This is a genomic window from Cupriavidus phytorum (genome assembly GCF_003254285.1).
Taxonomy (GTDB): domain Bacteria; phylum Pseudomonadota; class Gammaproteobacteria; order Burkholderiales; family Burkholderiaceae; genus Cupriavidus; species Cupriavidus phytorum.
In genome coordinates, this window is sequence record NZ_QKZN01000005.1 from 474,207 (window position 1) to 491,399 (window position 17,193).

Consider the following 17,193-nt stretch of genomic DNA (forward strand, 5'->3'; position numbering starts at 1 on the left):
TTGGCGGTAGGGGCATGGAGGCAGTCGACTCGCCGTACAGGAAGGACTGGAAAGGGCGCGTCGCACAGCGCATGATGCCTGATGACAGGATGCCAGCTTGCTGGAACGGGCTGGGGTTTATCCGTAGTTTGAAAGATTCGTCTGCCGGAGGCCCCAGCTTTGCAATTCGATACGGTCGCGCAGCCCCCAACGGAAACAAATGCTGGTGGGGTTGGCTAGCATGAAGCACCGAAGCCGATCCTGTAGTCGTCGGTTGCGGAAGAAAAAGGAAAATGCGGCGCAAGCCCGAGGGTCAATCGCATTCCGCCGGGGACACCGTCCTCGTGCCCCCGGCACCATAGGAGCAGACGATGAGCGATAGCCGTAACCAGTTGGAAAACTTTGTCGGCCCCAGCGAAAGCCTTCGCATGATGGAAGCGCTCAAACACGGCGCCACCCGGCGCGATGTCCTGAAGATGCTGCTGGCGGGGGGCATGCAGGCCACGCTGGCCGGCGGCCTGGCCGGCGCGGCGGTCGGCGCGCATGCGCAGACGCCCAAGCGCGGCGGACGCATCCGCGTGGCGGTGGGCACGGCCTCCGCCTCCGATACGCTCGATCCGGCCAAGCAGTCGAACCAGAACGACTATGTGCGCTGCAACATGGTCTACAACGGACTGACTTCGCTGGACCGAAGCCTGACGCCGCGGGCGGCGCTGGCGGAGACGTTCAACACCACCGATGCCAAGACCTGGGTCTTCACGCTGCGCAAGGGCGTGACCTTTCACGACGGCAAGGCGCTCTCGCCGGCCGACGTGGTGTACTCGATCATGCGCCACAAGGATCCGGCCACGGCCTCCAAGGCCAAGGTGCTGACCGAGCAGATCGAGAGCGTGAAGGCCACCGGCCCGAACGAGGTCACGGTGGTGCTGAACAGCCCCAATGCCGACCTGCCGGTCATTCTGGGTACGTTCCATTTCCACATCGTCAAGGACGGCACCACCGACTTCAGCGCCGGCATTGGCACCGGGCCTTACAGGATCAAGGAATTCAAGCCCGGCGTGCGCACGCTGGTGGTACGCAACGACGCATACTGGAAGCCGGGCAAGCCCCACCTCGACGAGATCGAGCTCGTCGGCATTACCGACGAGAGTGCGCGCGTCAACGCACTGCTGTCAGGCGGCATGGATCTGGTCGCGATGATCAACCCACGCGCCGTGGCGAGGATCAAGGGTACTCCCGGCTATGCCATCATGACGACGCAATCCGGCCAGTACTCCGACCTGATCATGCGAAAAGATGTGGGCCCTGGCACGAACCCTGACTTTATCCTGGGCATGAAGTACTTGCTGGACCGTCAGCAGATGAGGCAGTCCATCGCGCTCGGTAATGCGGTTATCGCCAACGACCAGCCCATCGACCCCACCAACCGCTTCTATTTCAAGGATCTGCCGCAGCGGCCGTTCGATCCCGAGAAGGCGAAGTTCCATCTGCGCAAGTCTGGCGTGACCGGCAAGGTACCGGTAGTGACATCGCCGGCCGCCCTGTATTCGGTCGAGATGGCGCTGGTGCTGCAACAGGCAGCGCAGCGCGCGGGTCTGGAGCTCGAAGTCAAGCGCATGCCGGCAGACGGGTATTGGTCCAATCACTGGCTCAATAGTCCCGTAGGGTTCGGCAACGTGAACCCGCGGCCCAGCGCCGATACCATCCTCACGCAGTTCTTCAAGTCCGACGCGCCATGGAACGAGTCCCGCTGGAAGAATCCAAAGTTCGACCAGTTGCTGCTGGCCGCGCGAGCCGAAACCGATAACGGCAAGCGCAGTCAGATGTATGCCGACATGCAGACCATGATTCACGAGGAGGCTGGCATCGGCATCCCGTTGTTCCTGGCAAGCATCGACGCGCATACGACCAGGCTCAAGGGGCTTTCGCCCATCCCGCTGGGCGGTTTGATGGGCTATATGTTTGCCGAGCACGTGTGGCTCGATGCCTGACTGGCCGCTGTAGCGGCAGATGATACGAAGGCTCCCTACGCGGTAGGGAGCCGAGGGGCTTTCTTGCGCGCCCCTCGACTGGACCCCGGCGTCGTGTCCATTCCGGTGCCAGGGTCTCCAGCGAAACTGCTATGTGCCGGGCGCCGTTCCCGGCGCCGGTGTCCTTGCTATTGCTCAGCCTTTGTAACCAGCGCAATGGCCGCGCGCAGGATCTCCAGGGCCTCCTGAGCGGTTTCCAGGCTGGTGTTCAGCGGTGCCAGGAGGCGCACGGTATTGCGATGCACGCCGCATTTGATCACCAGCAGGCCACCTTCGCGGCAGCGGTCGATAACCGCTTGCGCGAAGGCCGCGTCAGGCTGGAACGGGTCGCCGTTCCTGACGAATTCCAGCGCCAGCATGGGGCCCAGCCCGCGCACGGTGCCGATGGCGGGGAATTCCCGTGCGAGCTGCTCCAGGCCTGCACGCAGCGTTTCGCCAAGCCCGTGCGCCTTGGCGAGGAGCTGTTCCTCCTCGAATACGTCGAGCACGGCCAGCGCGGCGGCGCACGCGAGCGGGTTGCCACCATAGGTGCCACCCAGGCCTCCCGCTGCCGGCGCATCCATGATCTCGGCGCGCCCGACCACGCCGGACAGCGGCAAGCCACCGGCCAGGCTTTTCGCGACGGTGACCAGGTCCGGCTGGATGCCCGCATGCTGGAAGCCGAACGTCTTGCCGGTGCGGCCGAAGCCAGCCTGGATCTCATCCAGGATCAGCACGATGCCATGCTTTTCCGTCAGTGTGCGCAGCGCGCGCAGGAACTCGCTGCCGGCGGGGATGAAGCCTCCATCGCCCTGCACGGGCTCGAGAATGATGGCGGCAACGCGGTCGGGCGCGATCTGCGTGGCGAACAGGTCCTCGAGGGCGCGGATTGCATCGGCGCTGGAAAAGTCGCGGAACGCATCCGGGTAAGGCGTGTGGTACACCTCACCGGCGAGCGGGCCGAAGTTCTGCTTGTAGGGCGCGCTGATGCCGGTCAGGGTAGTGCCGAGCAAGGTGCGGCCATGGAATCCGCCACGGAAGGCGATGACGCCCGGCACGTTGCGATAAGCGCGTGCGATCTTGATCGCGTTCTCGACGGCCTCCGCGCCTGTGGTCGCGAAGAGCGTCTTGTATTGCGCCGTCCCGCCGACGAGCTGGTTCAGCCGCGCAGCGAGCTCGACATAACAGTCATAGCCAACGACCTGGAACGCCGCATGGGTAACGCGACCCAGTTGCTTGCGCACCGCCTCGACAATCCGTGGGTGGTTGTGGCCGATGTTCTGCACGCCAATTCCACCCACAAAGTCGATATAGCGGCGGCCTTCCACATCCCAGAGGTAAGAGCCTTCGGCCCGCTCAGCGAAAATCGGATGCGCGGTGACGATGCCGTGCGGCACATGTTGCGTACGGAACGCGATAAGGTCCTGGTTGGACTGGGTCATTGCACTACACCTCATTTTTTTCAGGTTCCGCGAAGCCGGGGTCGCGGTGAGTTGTGAAGGAACTGGAGCCGGCAAGCGTTTCGGCACGGGGCGGTTATCGCCGCCGTGCAGCCTTGTCGTTCACGCTGGCTGACGCTGATCGTGAAGACGAGTATAGGGAGGATGCCGGAGGCGCTTTGACGGATTTCGCGTCCTGTATTGGTAGCGAATCCTGTTGTTAGGAGGGGAACAGCAGTTCCTTCGTTGGCCGGATCATCGCGTCCGTCGCGACGTAGAAATGCAGAGCGGCCGGCAAGGCCGGCCGCTCTGCGTGCTGAAAGGGAAAGCCCTGGCCGGCCTCAGCCGCTCAGTCCAGCTGGCCCTGGCACACGTACTTGATGTGCATATACTCTTCGAGGCCGTGTCGCGAGCCTTCGCGCCCGTAGCCGGAATCCTTGACGCCGCCGAAGGGGGCCGCTTCCGCGGCCAGTGCGCCTTCGTTGACGCCAACAATACCCGTCTCCAGTGCATCTGCCAGGCGCCAGATCCGTCGAACGTCAGTCGAGTAGAAATAAGCGGCGAGGCCGAACGGCGTGGCATTGGCCGCCTCGACCACATCGGCCTCGGTATCGAAGCGGGTCACGGGCGCCACGGGGCCGAAGGTTTCCTCGCAAGAGCATTGCATCGATGCATCCGCATTCACCAGCACGGTCGGCGCGTAGTAATTCGGGCCGGTGCACTGCGCGTTGCGAACGCGCTGGCCGCCGACCACCACGCGGGCCCCACGGCCGAGCGCGTCCTGCACATGGCGTTCGATCTTGTCCACCGCGCGCGCGTTGATCATCGGGCCGATCTGCGCCGCCGGGTCGGTCGCGGGACCAACGACCAGCGCACCGACGCGGGCGGCGAGTTTGTCGACAAAGGCATCGTGGACCTTGTCCTGGACATAGATCCGGTTCGGGGACACGCAGGTCTGCCCGCCGTTGCGGAACTTTGCGGCCATCAGCCCGTCGACGGCCGCGTCCAGATCCGCATCGTCGAACACAATGAACGGCGCGTTGCCGCCAAGCTCCAGCGACAGCTTCTTCAGCGTATCGGCGGAGCGGCGTGCCAGGTGCTTGCCGACCGGCGTCGAGCCGGTAAAGGTAATCTTGCGCACGCGTGCATCATCCAGCCACACGTCGACGACTTCGGCAGCCCGCTCGCGCGAGGCCGTGACGATGTTCAATACGCCCGGCGGCACGCCTGCCTCCTGGGCAAGCTTTACCAGTGCGAGGGAGGTCAGCGGGGTATCTTCCGCCGGCTTGCAGACGACCGTGCAGCCGGCAGCCAGCGCGGGGGCGATCTTGCGCGCGATCATTGCGGCAGGGAAATTCCACGGCGTGATCGCGGCGACGACGCCAACCGGCTCGCGCAGCGCCAGCATGCGGCGGCCCTTCACCGGCGCCGCGATCACGTCGCCATCCGCGCGCGTGGCTTCTTCCGCAAACCATTCGATATAGCTGGCCGCGTACAGAACCTCGCCTTTGGCTTCCGCCAGCGGCTTGCCTTGCTCGCTCGAGATCAGCCGGCCAAGGTCTTCCTGGTGGCTGACGACGAGATCGTTCCAGCGCTTGATGATCTGCGCGCGCTGCTTGGCCGGGGTCTTGCGCCATGCGGTGAATGCGGCGTGGGCGGCGTCGACGGCGCGGAGCGCGTCGGCAGCGCCGCTATCCGGTGCGGTCGCGAAGGCTTCTTCGGTGGCGGGGTCCACCACGGCCACGGTGCGGTCATCGGCCGCATTGCACCATTCGCCGCCGACAAAGTTGCGGCCCGGGAGCAAGTGTTGATTCAGGGACAAAGGCATGAAAAGAAATCTCCGTGAGGAAGAGTCAAGCGGCACTGCGCACGCCTTGTGCCGCGCGCGCGCCTTCGATATGCAGGTCGACTTCGTCGATCCAGCCGCGGCGCAGCTCCGGCACGGAGCGGGCGAGCAGCGTGAAATAAGGATGATGCGGTCCGCGTTCGTAGTCGTCGTGCGCGACCTGCGTGACCTTGCGGCCGTGCTGCATCACCACGATCTCGTCGCAGATGGCGCGCACGGTATGCAGGTCGTGGCTGATGAACAGATACGAGACGCCCAGCTCCTTGCGCAGTTCTGCCATCAGATCGAGGATCGCGGCACCGACCACGGTGTCCAGTGCAGAGGTAATCTCATCGCAAAGGATCAGTTCCGGGTCGGCCGCCAGGGCGCGCGCCAGGTTCACACGCTGCTTTTGTCCGCCGGACAGTCCACCCGGCAGGCGTTGGGCCACGCCGGACGGCAGGCGCACCAGGTCAAGCAGTTGACGAATGCGGGCGCGTTGGGCTTCGCCGCGCAGTCCATGGAAGAACTGCAACGGACGCGCGAGGATATCCTCGATCGTGCGAGCCGGATTCAGCGCGGTATCGGCCATCTGGAACACGATCTGGATACGCCGCAGCTCTTCGCGGCTGCGCTGCGCGACGGTGGGCTTCAACGGATGGCCGTTGAACGCGATGCTGCCACGGCAGGGGGCGACCAGCCCGGCAATCGCACGCGCGAGCGTGGTCTTGCCGGAGCCGGATTCGCCGATGACGCCGATCGCCTGGCCGCGGTACAGCTTCAGGTCAACGCCCTCGAGGATCTTCGTGGCGGGTTGGCCGTGCGCGTCGAGCGCACCATAGCCGGCCGACAGGTCACGTACCTCCAGCAGCAGCGGGCTCTTGTCCGGATCGACGGGGGCCCCGGGGCGCTCGGCGGGCTTGGCGGCGGCAAGCAGGCAACGGGTGTAGTCGTCCACCGGCTGGTACAGGATCTGGTCGGTGTCGCCCAGTTCGCGCATCTTGCCGTCGCGCAGCACCAGGATATGGTCCGCGACCTGGGCCACCACGGCCAGGTCATGGCTGACATAGACCGCGGTGGTACGGCGTTCCTGCACGGCGCGGCGGAATACCCGCAGCACTTCCACCTGCGTGGTGACGTCCAGGGCCGTGGTCGGCTCGTCGAGGATCACCAGGTCGGGATCGGTGATCAGCGCCATCGCGGCCATCAGCCGCTGCAGCTGGCCGCCGGATACCTGGTGCGGATAACGCTCACCGATCGATTCCGGATCCGGCAGTGCCAGTTCGCGGAACAGTGCCACGGCTTTCGCTTCGGCAGCGTCGCGGTCCATGAGGCGATGGATCAACGCAGGCTCGACAACCTGGTCCATGATGGTGCGGGAGGGGTTGAACGACGCTGCCGCACTTTGCGCAATGTAAGTGATCTCGCGCCCGCGCAACCGGCGTTGTTCGCCCGGGAGCAGGCGCAGCACGTCATGGTGGCCGACCCGGATGTCGCCGGAAATCTCGCAGCCGTGGCGTGCATAGCCCATCAGCGCCAGCGCGGTAGTGGTCTTGCCGGAGCCGGACTCGCCGATCAGGGCGAGCACCTTGCCAGGCTCGATCTCAAAGTCGACGCGGTCGACCAGCGTCGCGGGCCCGGCGGTAATGCGGAGGTTGCTGACCTTGACAGACGTGCCCATTACTTGACTCCATTGCGTGCCGAGCGACCCGGCAAGTTGTCGATGACGAGGTTGACCGCAAGCGTCAGGCTGGCAATGGCCAGAGCCGGCGCCACCACGGCCATGCTGCCCTCGGACAGCGCGCCGATGTTCTCGCGTACCAGCGAACCCCAGTCGGCATCGGGAGGCTGGATCCCCAGGCCAAGGAAGCTCAGGCTGGCGAGCAGCAGCACGACGTAGACGAAGCGCAGACCCAGGTCGGCCAGCATCGGGCCGATGATGTTGGGCAGGATTTCCTGGCGCATGATGTAGGCGGTACCTTCACCGCGGGTGCGGGCGACGGTCACGTAATCCATGGCATTGATGTTGACCGCCAGCGAACGGGCAATGCGATAGGCGCCCGGAACGTAGATGATCGCTGCCGTGATGGCAAGCATCCAGACCGACGAGCCGAAGGCCGCGACCATGATCAGCGCGAACATCTTGCTTGGAATCGCCGTGAGCGTGTCGAGGCCGCGGCTCATGCAGGCATCGATCCAGCGGCCGCTGACCGTTGCCAGCAACGCCAGCGTGATGCCGATGCCGCTAGCGCACAGCGTGGATACCAGGGCCACGCAGACGGTATAGCGCGCCCCCAGGATCACCCGGGTCAGCATATCCCGGCCCAGGTAATCGGTACCCAGCCAGTGCTGCGCGCTGATCGGCCCGAAGACCTGGACCTCGCCAGTGGCCGAGCCGTCGGTGTTGATCAGGATCGGCCCGAGCACGGCGGCAAGCAGCCAGCCAAGCAGGATCAGGCAGCCGATCCAGGCGGTGAAGCCCATGCGGGGCAGGCGTAAACGTCGACAGCTCTTGCCGACGGCGCTCGCTGCGGCGGTGGCTTGCGTATTGGAAGTGGTGGACATGAGTAGCGGCTCCAGCATGCGTTCAGGGCATCAACGGTGACGCAGACGCGGGTTAGCGACAATGCCGCATACATCGGCAAGCGTGACGAGAGTCAGGAACGCGGCGCAGAAAATCATGGCGCAAACCTGGACAACGGGCATGTCGCGTTGGGCAACGCTGTCCACCATCAGCTTGGCGATTCCCGGATAGTTGAAAATGGTCTCGACGATGATGACGCCGCCGAGCAGGTAGGAAAGGCTCAGGGCGACCGCGTTGGCGATCGGGCCGATGGCATTGGGCAGCGCATGGAACAGCACCATGCGGGTGGGGGAGGCGCCTTTGAGCCGCACCATTTCGATGTACGGCGCATTGAGCTGATCGATCACCGCGGCCCGCGTCATGCGGAGCATTTGCGCAACGATCACACAGCAGAGGGTCAGCACCGGCATGGCCAGGGAGCGCAGCACCTTGTCCCAGGGTTCGTTGTTGCCGATATAAGCGAGGGCAGGCAGCCAGCGCAGCTGTACCGCGAACAGCAAGACCGCGAGAGTGGCGATCAGGAATTCCGGCACGGATACCACGGCTACGGCGCCCAGGCTGACGCTGCGGTCGAACCAGGTTCCGCGGTAGACCGCCGCCAGGATGCCAAGACCCAGCGCCACCGGGACCGAGATCAGTGCGGTCAGTCCTGCCAGCAGCAGCGAATTCGGCAGACGGCTGCCGATGGCTTCCGAAACGGGCATGCGCGTGACGAGGGACTCGCCAGCATTGCCCCCAACCATGCCGCCCAGCCATTGGGCGTAACGGACCGGCGCGGGCGCGTCGAGCCCCATCTGTGTGCGCAGCGCCGCCAGCGCTTCGGGCGTGGCGTCCTGGCCGAGTTGCTCCTGGGCGGCATCGCCGGGCAATACCGCGGTGATCGCGAAGACGATGGCCGAGACGGCCAGCAATGAGATCAGCGCCAGTCCGACGCGCCGCGCCAGCAGGCGCAGGATGAACAGGTTCACGGTGTCTCCTTTCATGGTTGATATTTATTGCTGCAAGCGACGGTGCCGCGGGCTGTGCAGCCGGATCTGGCGGTACCGCGCACCGGCTCCAAGCTCGTGCGTGATACCTCGTGCCCCGGGGCCGCGGCCCGGCGCAGACATCGCTCAATGCGGGCTCTGGTTGCTCAAAGTTCCCTGAACGGTGTCTTGCCAGACATGGCGCCAAATGCGATGGGGCCGCTGCAGTGCCGGCTTCATCGTGGGGCTCGACAGCGGCCGCGCTGCCTGTAAGGTGTCGGGTCGGCTTGCTTGCGCGCTACGTTGCATCTCCCTGACATTGAAGCATGTGCGACCAAGGGCTTTGTGGGGTATTCCGCGCCATGGCAGTCAAAGCTGCGGTTTCATGCAGGCGCTTTGGCATTGCGTGCCACGTGCACTTCCGCTGGGCAATGTGCACCGCAACATCCTTCGGGAATACCCTAGGCGATGCATCGTTTGGTGCATGGTCGACGCAGCAACTTTTTCCTATCCGGAGCCGGTGGTTCATCGCATGATCTACGCTACCAATTTGTCCGGCGACACCCATACCGCAATGAACTCCGCCAAGCATCCTCTGCATGCCACCGAACTGCTACCCGGGATTCGACCGATGGTCCTGGCAGACTTGCCTGTCGCGCTCTCTCTTTCTGAAGGGGAACGGTGGCCGCATCGTCCCAGCGACTGGAGGACGCTGTTCTCCATGGGCGAGGGTCGCGTGGCCGAGGTCGATGGCACCGTGGTGGGCGTAGGCATGCGCTGGCTCTGGGGCGAGCGTGCTGCGACGGTTGGCCTGGTCGTCGTCAAGCCCGATTTCCGAGAGCGCGGCATCGGCCGCAAGCTGCTGGAAGCATTGTGTGCGGGCCTGGACCGACGCACCGTGCTGCTTCACGCCGCCGGCACCATTCACCGCTTCTATGGAAGCATGGGCTTCGAACGGATCGGCGAAATTCGCCAGTACGAGGGCAAGGCCGTACAGCCACCCTTGATGGCGCTGCCTGAGAACAGTCGTCTGCGCCCCGGGGGGCGCAATGACATGCAGCTGCTGGTCGGGATGGACGAGCGCGCAGGAGGCGCGGTGCGCGAAAGATTGATCCAGACCTGGCTGCGCCATGCCACCGCCACCGTGGTGCTTGACCATCCCGACGGTCCACGAGGCTTTGCGATCCTGCGGCGCTTCGGTCGCGGCGCGACTATCGGCCCGGTGGTCGCCCCTTGCCCCATGGCGGCCAAGGCAATGATTGCGCACCTGGCGGGACTGGTCACCGGGCGCGCGCTGCGGCTGGACGTACAGGCCCATGGGGAACTCGAGGACTGGCTTCCCGGGCTGGGGCTGGCCAGCGTTGCCGATGCAACCGTTCTGCGCCGGGGCACCGCTCTTTCTCCTGCCAATCCGCTTCTTTCATTCGCGCTCGCCGATAAGGCGATCGGGTAGGGCGGTGAGCGAAAAAGAACACAAGCGCGCACATCGTTGCGGGATCAACTGAAGCGCTGTGCGCAAGGTACTGCCAACGGCCCGCCGGCTCGCGACGTTTACCCCAGGAGATCTCGCTCGGCGGGCTGCCTCCGGGTGCGCCCCGGTTGCCCCGAGCGGGGCATATGAAGACAATGTGATTCAGTCATCCTGCCTTGAAAGACCATGTCCGCCCCCATCAAACTTGACCGGCTTGACCTCCGCATCCTCGCCCAGCTGCAAAAGAACGGACGCATGACCAATGTGGACCTTGCCGACGCCGTTGGCCTTTCCGCCAGTCCTTGTCTGATACGCGTCAAGCGCCTGGAGCAGGCCGGTTATATCGGCGGATATAGCGCGCAAATCCGCATGGACAAGCTCGGCGACATCCTTACGGTGTTCACCGAGATCACGCTGGAGGACCACCATCGCGAAGATTTCGCGCGCTTTGAAAAGGCCGTGTATGCGATCGACGAGATCGTCGAATGCCATCTGGTCAGCGGGGGCTATGACTACTTGCTCAAGTTCATCACCCGTGGGGTCAACCATTACCAGGAGCTGATGGAAAGCCTGCTGGAGCGCAATATCGGCATTGAAAAGTACTTCAGCTTTATCGTCATCAAGTCGCCATTCATCAAGACTCACTATCCGATTGAACGGTTGTTTCCGCTGGCAACCTGAGATAACGGGACCCGGCGAGATGGAGCGGCGCCGGCAGATGCGGTTCTCATCGCCGTTTGAAACTGCCGCGGTGTCATGCCGCACTGGCTTTTCAGGCAGCGCGTCAGATGGCTCTGATCATAGAAGCCGCACTCGTGCGCCGCCAATGCCGGAGGGTGGCCCTGCCCAAGCAAGCACTGCGCGCGATGAATGCGCTTCAGGTAAATGTAGCGATGCGGGGTCACCCCCAGCGTCAGCCGAAACACGGTGACGAAGCGCCCGACACTCAACCGGGACAGCTGTGCCAGCAACGGCAGCCGCAATGGTTCGCCCAGGTGACGATGAATGTACTTTAGCGCGGCGTCGAGACGAGGATGAGCGTGTTCGTCTGAAGAGGGGGCGTTGGCGTGCATCAGGGGCGGGGGCAAGGTCAGGATCGTGCCACCCAGCATAAGAGCACCATCGCCGTGCAAGACGCTGATTTTGACGCTACCGCCAAGAGCAAATTGCAAACTGTATTGCCCGAAACGCAGAAACTGCGGTACCGGCGAGTCCGGCCGGCGTGCGCGGAGTCTGCCAGGCGGGGATGATTCCGATGGCGGAAGGGCGCCGTTCCGGAACGCCAAAGGAATTGAAAGCTAGACCTATGCAAAAAATCATGTCACAACATTTGCGTTCCTTGCTATTCGTGCCTGCTGATAGTGAAAGAAAACTCACCGCCTCACTCAAGGCCGGTGCCGATGGCCTGGTCTTTGATTTGGAAGATGCGGTCCCGGAGCATGGGAAAGACGAAGCCCGCGTGAAGCTGACAGGCTTTCTTGCCGAGCATCGTCTTTCGATAGACGCACAAGTGCTGGTGCGGGTCAATGGGCTGGCATCCGGGCATATTCTTCACGATCTGGCTGCAGTGTTGCCGTATCAACCCGATGCGATCGTGCTGCCAAAGTGCCGGGGAGTCGAGGACGTCCATCGTCTGTGCGATTTCCTTGCCGCGCTCGAGCATGTGTTGCTCAAGGGCGCATGGGAGACGGGCATTGTCGCCATGGCCACGGAATCATCGGAAGGTGTGTTTGGCCTGTCGTCGTACCGGAATGCGCCGATGCGTCTGCGCGCCCTGATGTGGGGCGTCGAGGACCTCGCGGCCGATCTGGGCATTCGCTCGTCCCATCAGGGAAGGGAGCTTACCTCGCCATTCTCGGTGGCACGAACGATGTGTCTGTTAGCCGCTGCTCAGGCGGGTATAGATGCCATCGATGCGGTCAGTACAAACTTGTCCCACAACTTCGAGATCGGCCACGAGGCGGCCCTTGCCCGGCGCGATGGCTTTGCCGCCAAGGCGGCAGCGCATCCGTCCCATGTTGCCGCGATCAATGAAGCTTTCATGCCTCATGCGGAAGAAATACAGTGGGCCAGACAAGTCATCGAAGCATTTTCAACAGTCGGAGCCTCCGGCGTTGCCAGGCTTGGCAATGCGATGATTGACCGCCCGCACCTGCGTTTGGCCCATCGCATTCTTTGTCGAGCCGAGGGAGCAGACTGATCTGCCGCGACCTGGCCTTGCCGGCATTCGTATCGCGTGGTCGACATCGAGCCGATGAACGAGGAAGCGCATCGACCGGCATCGCCCGGAACTGGGTGAGGCTTGACTAACTCGATGCGGGCGGCCAGAAGATGCGCATCCTGCACGCCATTCACCCGCTCGGCACGGCATGCTGGCAGCGTGTCATAAAACAGCAGCTTCGTGATGATCAGCCGTGCGTTTCGCGACAAGCGCATGGCAGCTCTATGTTGCAATGACAGTGACCGCAAAGTTCACTCATTCGCTACCTCAGCGAGACATAGAAGCGCCACTGCCATGAAACTCAATACGTACTGGATCGCTTTCCCAGTCGCGTGCACGCCCCCCGACCTGGATGATTCCATGCACCGGAAGGGCTTGTGCAAAGGACGGCTCTGATGAAACACGCCATCATTGAGCGCCTGACCAGCGCGGGTCATCTGGATCGTATCTTCATCGACGGCGAGTGGGTTCGCGCTGAGGGGCAAGCCCGGGCGGCCGTCACCGACCCGTCGAGCGAAGACGTTGTGGCAGAGATCGCTTTGGGCAGCAGGCAAGACGTCGCTGCTGCCGTGGCCGCCGCAAGGGCCGCCTTTGCCGGGTGGTCCGTCAGCTCCATACAGAGCCGGACGGCTCTCCTCGACCGTGTGCACCAGCTCATACTTGAGCGGGCCGAGTTGTTCGCCGAGGCAATCTCGCTGGAGATGGGCGCTGCCATCAGCGTGGCGCGCAGCGCGCAGGTGCCAGCCGGGGCAGCGCACATCCGGGTGGCCTGCGACGTCATGAGCCGTTATCCCTTTGTCTCGCAGCGAGACGGCATCACGATCGCGCGTGAAGCCATCGGCGTGTGTGGCCTCATCACGCCATGGAACTGGCCGCTCTATCAGATCACCGCCAAGGTAGGTCCTGCGCTGGCGGCAGGATGCACCGTGGTGCTGAAGCCGAGCGAGCTGTCACCCTTCAGCGCCTTGCTGTTTGCGCAGGTGATGCAGGACGCCGGCGCGCCTCCGGGCGTGTTCAACCTCGTCAACGGGGATGGACCGGAGGTCGGTGCCGCGCTGGCGGAGCACCCGGACGTGGACATGATTTCGATCACGGGCTCTACCCGGGCAGGTGTTCTGGTCGCGCAGGCGGCGGCTGTAACGGTCAAGCGTGTCGCGCAGGAGCTGGGTGGCAAGTCCCCCAATGTCATCCTGCCGGATGCGGACTTCGCGCGAGCCGTGCCGGCGGGTGTGGCGGCGGCCTTCCGCAACGTCGGCCAGTCCTGTAGCGCACCGACGCGCATGATCGTGCCGCGCGAACGCCTGGCCGAAGTGGAGCAGATCGCCCGCGACGCGGTAGCCCGCCTTGTGGTCGGCGACCCGCGCTCCGTGCAGACCACGCACGGCCCGGTGGCGAACCGCGCGCAGTTCAACCGTGTGCAAGACATGATCGGCGTCGGCATTGACGAGGGCGCGCGGCTCGTCTGCGGCGGCCCCGGCCGCCCGGCCGGCCTGGAGCGCGGGTTCTACGTACGGCCGACGATCTTCTCGGATGTGCATCCAAAAATGCGCATCGCTCAGGAAGAGATCTTCGGGCCGGTGCTTTCGATCATTGCCTACGACAGCGTCGACGAAGCGGTGGCAATCGCCAACGACACGATCTACGGCCTGGGCGCCCATGTGCAGGGCCGGGATCTCGACGCGGCGCGAGCCGTGGCTGCGCGGATCCGCGCCGGCCAGGTGCATATCAACTATCCGGCATGGAATGCCCACGCTCCCTTCGGCGGGTATAAGCACTCGGGGAATGGTCGCGAATACGGGTTGGAAGGCCTGGAAGAGTATCTCGAAACCAAGGCCATCCTTGAACACGGCGAGGAATAACCAGCATGAAAGCCGCCATGATGTTGCCGGACGGCGGAGCGCAGAGCGTGTCGCCGGGTTCAACTACAAAACGTGCAGGACAAATAATGCGAGGAGATCCATCCATGTCCCAGCCCTTGCGTCTTATCGAGAGTACCTCATCCCTGCCGACCCATGCCGACGCGGTGGTGATCGGCGGTGGCATCATCGGCGTCTTTGCTGCGTACTACCTGGCCCGGCGCGGCCTTTCGGTTACCGTAGTGGAAAAGGGCCGCATCGGCGCCGAACAATCGAGCCGCAACTGGGGCTGGTGCCGCCAGCAGAACCGTGACGCGCGTGAATTGCCGATGGCTACCAAAAGCCTCGAACTGTGGGAACGGTTCGCCCAGGACACTGGCGAGGACACGGGCTTCCACAGGTGTGGTTTGCTTTACCTCAGCAACGACGAAGACGAGATTGCACGCTGGGCCAGATGGCGAGACTTTGCCAGAACTGCCGGCGTGACCACCCACATGTTGAGCGGCAGCGAGGCCAGCGAACGGGGCCGCGATACCGGCCGCGCATGGAAGGGGGGCGTGTTCTCGCCCAGTGATGGAACCGCCGATCCGGCCAAGGCAGCTCCGTCGGTGGCTGCCGCGCTCATCAAGCTCGGCGGCACCGTGCTGCAGAATTGCGCCGCGCGGGGCATTGAGCTTGAGGGCGGCCGCGTCAGCGGCGTCGTCACCGAAGCCGGAACCATCAAGACCCGCGTCGCGGTGTACGCCGGCGGCGCGTGGGCGTCTTCGTTCTGCCGCCAACTGGGCATTCGCTTTCCCCAGGCTACCGTGCGCCAGTCCATCGTGCGGGTGTCCGGGGTGGCCGCGCATCTCCCCGACGCGCTGCACACCGCGCGCGTGTCCATCACCCGCCGCAGCGATGGCAGCTACAACCTTGCCATCAGCGGGCGTGGGCGCGTGGACCCGACGGCGCAACTGATGCGCTTCGCGCCGCAGTTCCTGCCCATGTTTGCGAAGCGCTGGCGTAACGTGTTTCCAGGCGGAATGGAGGGTATCCGCGCAGGCCACGAAACACTCGCGCGGTGGCGACTGGATGCACCGACCCCCATGGAGCGGATGCGGATACTCGATCCAAAGGCGGATACGGCGGCTGTCAAGCAAACCTATCGTCGTGCGGTCGAACTGATGCCTGCACTGGGACAGGCCGGCATCGCCAATGCCTGGGCCGGCTTTGTGGACAGCACGCCCGACGGTGTGCCGGGGATCGGCGAAGTGCCGGAAATCCCCGGTTTCATCCTGGCGGCGGGCTTCTCCGGGCATGGGTTCGGCATCGGCCCTGGCGCAGGCCACTTGATCGCCGACCTGGTGACCGGTGACGAGCCGATCTTCGATCCTGCCCCGTACAACCCGGCGCGCTTCAAGCACTCGGCCTGGGGCAAAGTGGCCGACTTCTGACGGTGCACTCAGCGTTTCGACGACCAGGCCAGGCCGTGTACTGGCATGGCTGAGCTTCACTCAGCCATGCCTCGATGCGCGCCTGCATTGGATCGCGCACTTCAATCGAGCCGATAACCCGCCCCCAGCAGCCGCTCCAGGCGCTGGGACAGTGCCATCGCGGCGGTTCGCGCAAAACCCTGCACCGACAGCACGTGACGTCGGTAGATGACACGGTGCACCAGCGTTGCCAGCACGCCCTGTACCTGCCATCCGTCGCCGGCGCCGGGCGCGAGCAGATGGCACAGCGCCATGTCGTCCGCCAACGAGATGACCGAACCCCGATCGCGAAACGTGAACCCGGCTACGGACTTGCCGGCGAGCACACGCGGCAAGGCCCTGGCCAGGTAAATGGCCTGCTGATGCGCGACCTGCGCTCGCGTGGGAAGCTCTGCTTGTTCCCCAGCCGGGCGGAAGCTCGCGCAATCACCCAGGGCATAAATATGCTCGTCCTCCAGGCTCTGGAGCGTATCTCCCACCCGGACGCGCCCGTTGCGGGTGACCTGCAGGCCGATGCTCGACAGCACGGGCGCTACGGTGACGCCGGCGGTCCACACCGTCACGTCCGCGGCAATGGGGGCCGCGCCCGCGACATGCAGGCAGTCGGGGCGGACCTCGGTGACGCGCGTGTTCAGCATGATCTCGATACCCTGGGCCCGCAGCTCGGCGGTGGTCCTGTCGGCGAGGCGACGATCCATGCCTGGCAGGATGTTTCCGGAAGCCTCGACAAGCCGTACATCGGTGCCGTGGTCAGGATCGAGGGAATGGATGCCATACTGGCTCAGCACACGCGACATCTGCCTCACCTGGGCCGCCAGCTGCACCCCGGTCGCTCCCGCACCGACGATGGCGACGCTGGCCCGCGCCGGCCGGTCGGCCGCTGTGGCCCGCGACGACACGCGCCGCAGCGCATCCACGATCCGGGTCCGCGCATGCTCCGCGCCTGCCACGCTGTCCAGCGCCAGCGCGTGCTCGCTCGCCCCCGGCACGCCAAAATACTGTGTGGTCCCGCCAATCGCCAACACCAGGGTGTCGTAGGCCAGCGTTGTCGCTTGCATGTCGCCATCGCTTCCGGACGTCGTGATCTCGAGCGTGCGGTTGTCGCGATCGAGAGAGGTGAACTCGCCCTGCACGAAGCGGAAACCGTAGCGGCGCGCCTGCAGGGCGAAGGACGTGTGGTGGATGTACGGTTCGAGCTTTCCCGTGGCGACTTCGTGCAGCAGGGGCTTCCACAGGTGTGTCCGATAGCGGTCCACCAGGACAACGTTGGCCAGTCCGCGCTGGCCCAGTTGCTTGCCCAGCCGGGCCGCCAGCTGAAGGCCGGCGGTTCCGCCGCCGACAATGACGATCGTCTTCATTCCATCCCTCTCTA

The 17,193-nt window shown here is 64.4% G+C and carries 13 protein-coding genes; 6 read left to right on the forward strand and 7 right to left on the reverse strand.

Annotated elements, in window-relative coordinates:
- Positions 1-350 precede the first annotated feature (350 nt).
- The gene (locus tag C7416_RS16345) at positions 351-1,970 is read left to right on the forward strand and encodes an ABC transporter substrate-binding protein (protein WP_111519861.1); all 1,620 of its coding nucleotides are present in this window, start codon (positions 351-353) and stop codon (positions 1,968-1,970) included.
- 167 nt (positions 1,971-2,137) lie between these two features.
- On the opposite strand, the gene gabT is transcribed toward C7416_RS16345, so the two are convergent.
- The 5 genes from gabT to C7416_RS16370 all read right to left on the reverse strand — a co-directional run bounded on the left by gabT (position 2,138) and on the right by C7416_RS16370 (position 8,804).
- Positions 2,138-3,430, reverse strand: a complete 1,293-nt coding sequence (gene gabT / locus C7416_RS16350; protein ID WP_111519862.1) for a 4-aminobutyrate--2-oxoglutarate transaminase — start codon at positions 3,428-3,430, stop codon at positions 2,138-2,140.
- A gap of 346 nt (positions 3,431-3,776) precedes the next feature.
- Positions 3,777-5,255 carry an NAD-dependent succinate-semialdehyde dehydrogenase gene (locus tag C7416_RS16355; protein ID WP_111519863.1) on the reverse strand — a complete coding sequence of 493 codons (1,479 nt, stop codon included), beginning with the start codon at positions 5,253-5,255 and terminating at the stop codon, positions 3,777-3,779.
- Positions 5,256-5,280: 25 nt separating this feature from the next.
- Positions 5,281-6,933 carry an ABC transporter ATP-binding protein gene (locus C7416_RS16360; RefSeq protein WP_111519864.1) on the reverse strand — a complete coding sequence of 551 codons (1,653 nt, stop codon included), beginning with the start codon at positions 6,931-6,933 and terminating at the stop codon, positions 5,281-5,283.
- Positions 6,933-7,817, reverse strand: coding sequence for an ABC transporter permease (locus C7416_RS16365; protein WP_111519865.1), 885 nt, complete (start codon positions 7,815-7,817; stop codon positions 6,933-6,935). Before C7416_RS16365 ends, C7416_RS16360 begins: the two co-directional genes overlap by 1 nt.
- A 30-nt stretch (positions 7,818-7,847) precedes the next feature.
- A complete protein-coding gene (locus C7416_RS16370) occupies positions 7,848-8,804 on the reverse strand; it encodes an ABC transporter permease (protein WP_111519866.1) in 957 nt (318 codons plus the stop codon).
- A 481-nt stretch (positions 8,805-9,285) separates the two neighbouring features.
- On the opposite strand from C7416_RS16370, the gene C7416_RS16375 reads away from it, so the two are divergent.
- A complete protein-coding gene (locus C7416_RS16375) occupies positions 9,286-10,254 on the forward strand; it encodes a GNAT family N-acetyltransferase (protein WP_111519867.1) in 969 nt (322 codons plus the stop codon).
- 204 nt (positions 10,255-10,458) lie between these two features.
- Positions 10,459-10,953, forward strand: a complete 495-nt coding sequence (locus tag C7416_RS16380; protein WP_111519868.1) for an Lrp/AsnC family transcriptional regulator — start codon at positions 10,459-10,461, stop codon at positions 10,951-10,953.
- Here the strand turns inward: C7416_RS16380 and C7416_RS16385 are convergent.
- Positions 10,917-11,444, reverse strand: coding sequence for an AraC family transcriptional regulator (locus C7416_RS16385; protein WP_240988158.1), 528 nt, complete (start codon positions 11,442-11,444; stop codon positions 10,917-10,919). The two genes, C7416_RS16380 and C7416_RS16385, sit on opposite strands and share 37 nt — an antisense overlap.
- A 134-nt stretch (positions 11,445-11,578) precedes the next feature.
- Here C7416_RS16385 and C7416_RS16390 point away from each other — a divergent pair, with 134 nt between their 5' ends.
- The 3 genes from C7416_RS16390 to C7416_RS16400 all read left to right on the forward strand — a co-directional run bounded on the left by C7416_RS16390 (position 11,579) and on the right by C7416_RS16400 (position 15,782).
- A complete protein-coding gene (locus tag C7416_RS16390) occupies positions 11,579-12,472 on the forward strand; it encodes an HpcH/HpaI aldolase/citrate lyase family protein (protein ID WP_111519869.1) in 894 nt (297 codons plus the stop codon).
- 416 nt (positions 12,473-12,888) lie between these two features.
- Positions 12,889-14,352, forward strand: coding sequence for an aldehyde dehydrogenase family protein (locus tag C7416_RS16395; protein ID WP_111519870.1), 1,464 nt, complete (start codon positions 12,889-12,891; stop codon positions 14,350-14,352).
- A gap of 104 nt (positions 14,353-14,456) precedes the next feature.
- Positions 14,457-15,782, forward strand: a complete 1,326-nt coding sequence (locus C7416_RS16400) for an NAD(P)/FAD-dependent oxidoreductase (protein ID WP_111519871.1) — start codon at positions 14,457-14,459, stop codon at positions 15,780-15,782.
- Between the two features lie 101 nt (positions 15,783-15,883).
- Here the strand turns inward: C7416_RS16400 and C7416_RS16405 are convergent, their stop codons facing one another.
- Positions 15,884-17,179: an NAD(P)/FAD-dependent oxidoreductase gene (locus C7416_RS16405; RefSeq protein ID WP_111519872.1), complete on the reverse strand. Its 1,296-nt coding sequence runs from the start codon at positions 17,177-17,179 to the stop codon at positions 15,884-15,886.
- Between the last annotated feature and the right edge of the window lie 14 nt (positions 17,180-17,193).

Excerpts from the sequence above, each read along its gene's own strand:
- C7416_RS16355 (WP_111519863.1), bottom strand. The coding sequence starts at position 5,255 with ATGCCTTTGTCCCTGAATCAACACTTGCTCCCGGGCCGCAACTTTGTC.
- C7416_RS16390 (WP_111519869.1), top strand. The coding sequence starts at position 11,579 with ATGCAAAAAATCATGTCACAACATTTGCGTTCCTTGCTATTCGTGCCT.
- C7416_RS16365 (WP_111519865.1), bottom strand. The coding sequence starts at position 7,817 with ATGTCCACCACTTCCAATACGCAAGCCACCGCCGCAGCGAGCGCCGTC.
- C7416_RS16395 (WP_111519870.1), top strand. The coding sequence starts at position 12,889 with ATGAAACACGCCATCATTGAGCGCCTGACCAGCGCGGGTCATCTGGAT.
- C7416_RS16400 (WP_111519871.1), top strand. The coding sequence starts at position 14,457 with ATGTCCCAGCCCTTGCGTCTTATCGAGAGTACCTCATCCCTGCCGACC.
- C7416_RS16405 (WP_111519872.1), bottom strand. The coding sequence starts at position 17,179 with ATGAAGACGATCGTCATTGTCGGCGGCGGAACCGCCGGCCTTCAGCTG.
- gabT (WP_111519862.1), bottom strand. The coding sequence starts at position 3,430 with ATGACCCAGTCCAACCAGGACCTTATCGCGTTCCGTACGCAACATGTG.
- C7416_RS16375 (WP_111519867.1), top strand. The coding sequence starts at position 9,286 with ATGGTCGACGCAGCAACTTTTTCCTATCCGGAGCCGGTGGTTCATCGC.
- C7416_RS16360 (WP_111519864.1), bottom strand. The coding sequence starts at position 6,933 with ATGGGCACGTCTGTCAAGGTCAGCAACCTCCGCATTACCGCCGGGCCC.
- C7416_RS16380 (WP_111519868.1), top strand. The coding sequence starts at position 10,459 with ATGTCCGCCCCCATCAAACTTGACCGGCTTGACCTCCGCATCCTCGCC.
- C7416_RS16345 (WP_111519861.1), top strand. The coding sequence starts at position 351 with ATGAGCGATAGCCGTAACCAGTTGGAAAACTTTGTCGGCCCCAGCGAA.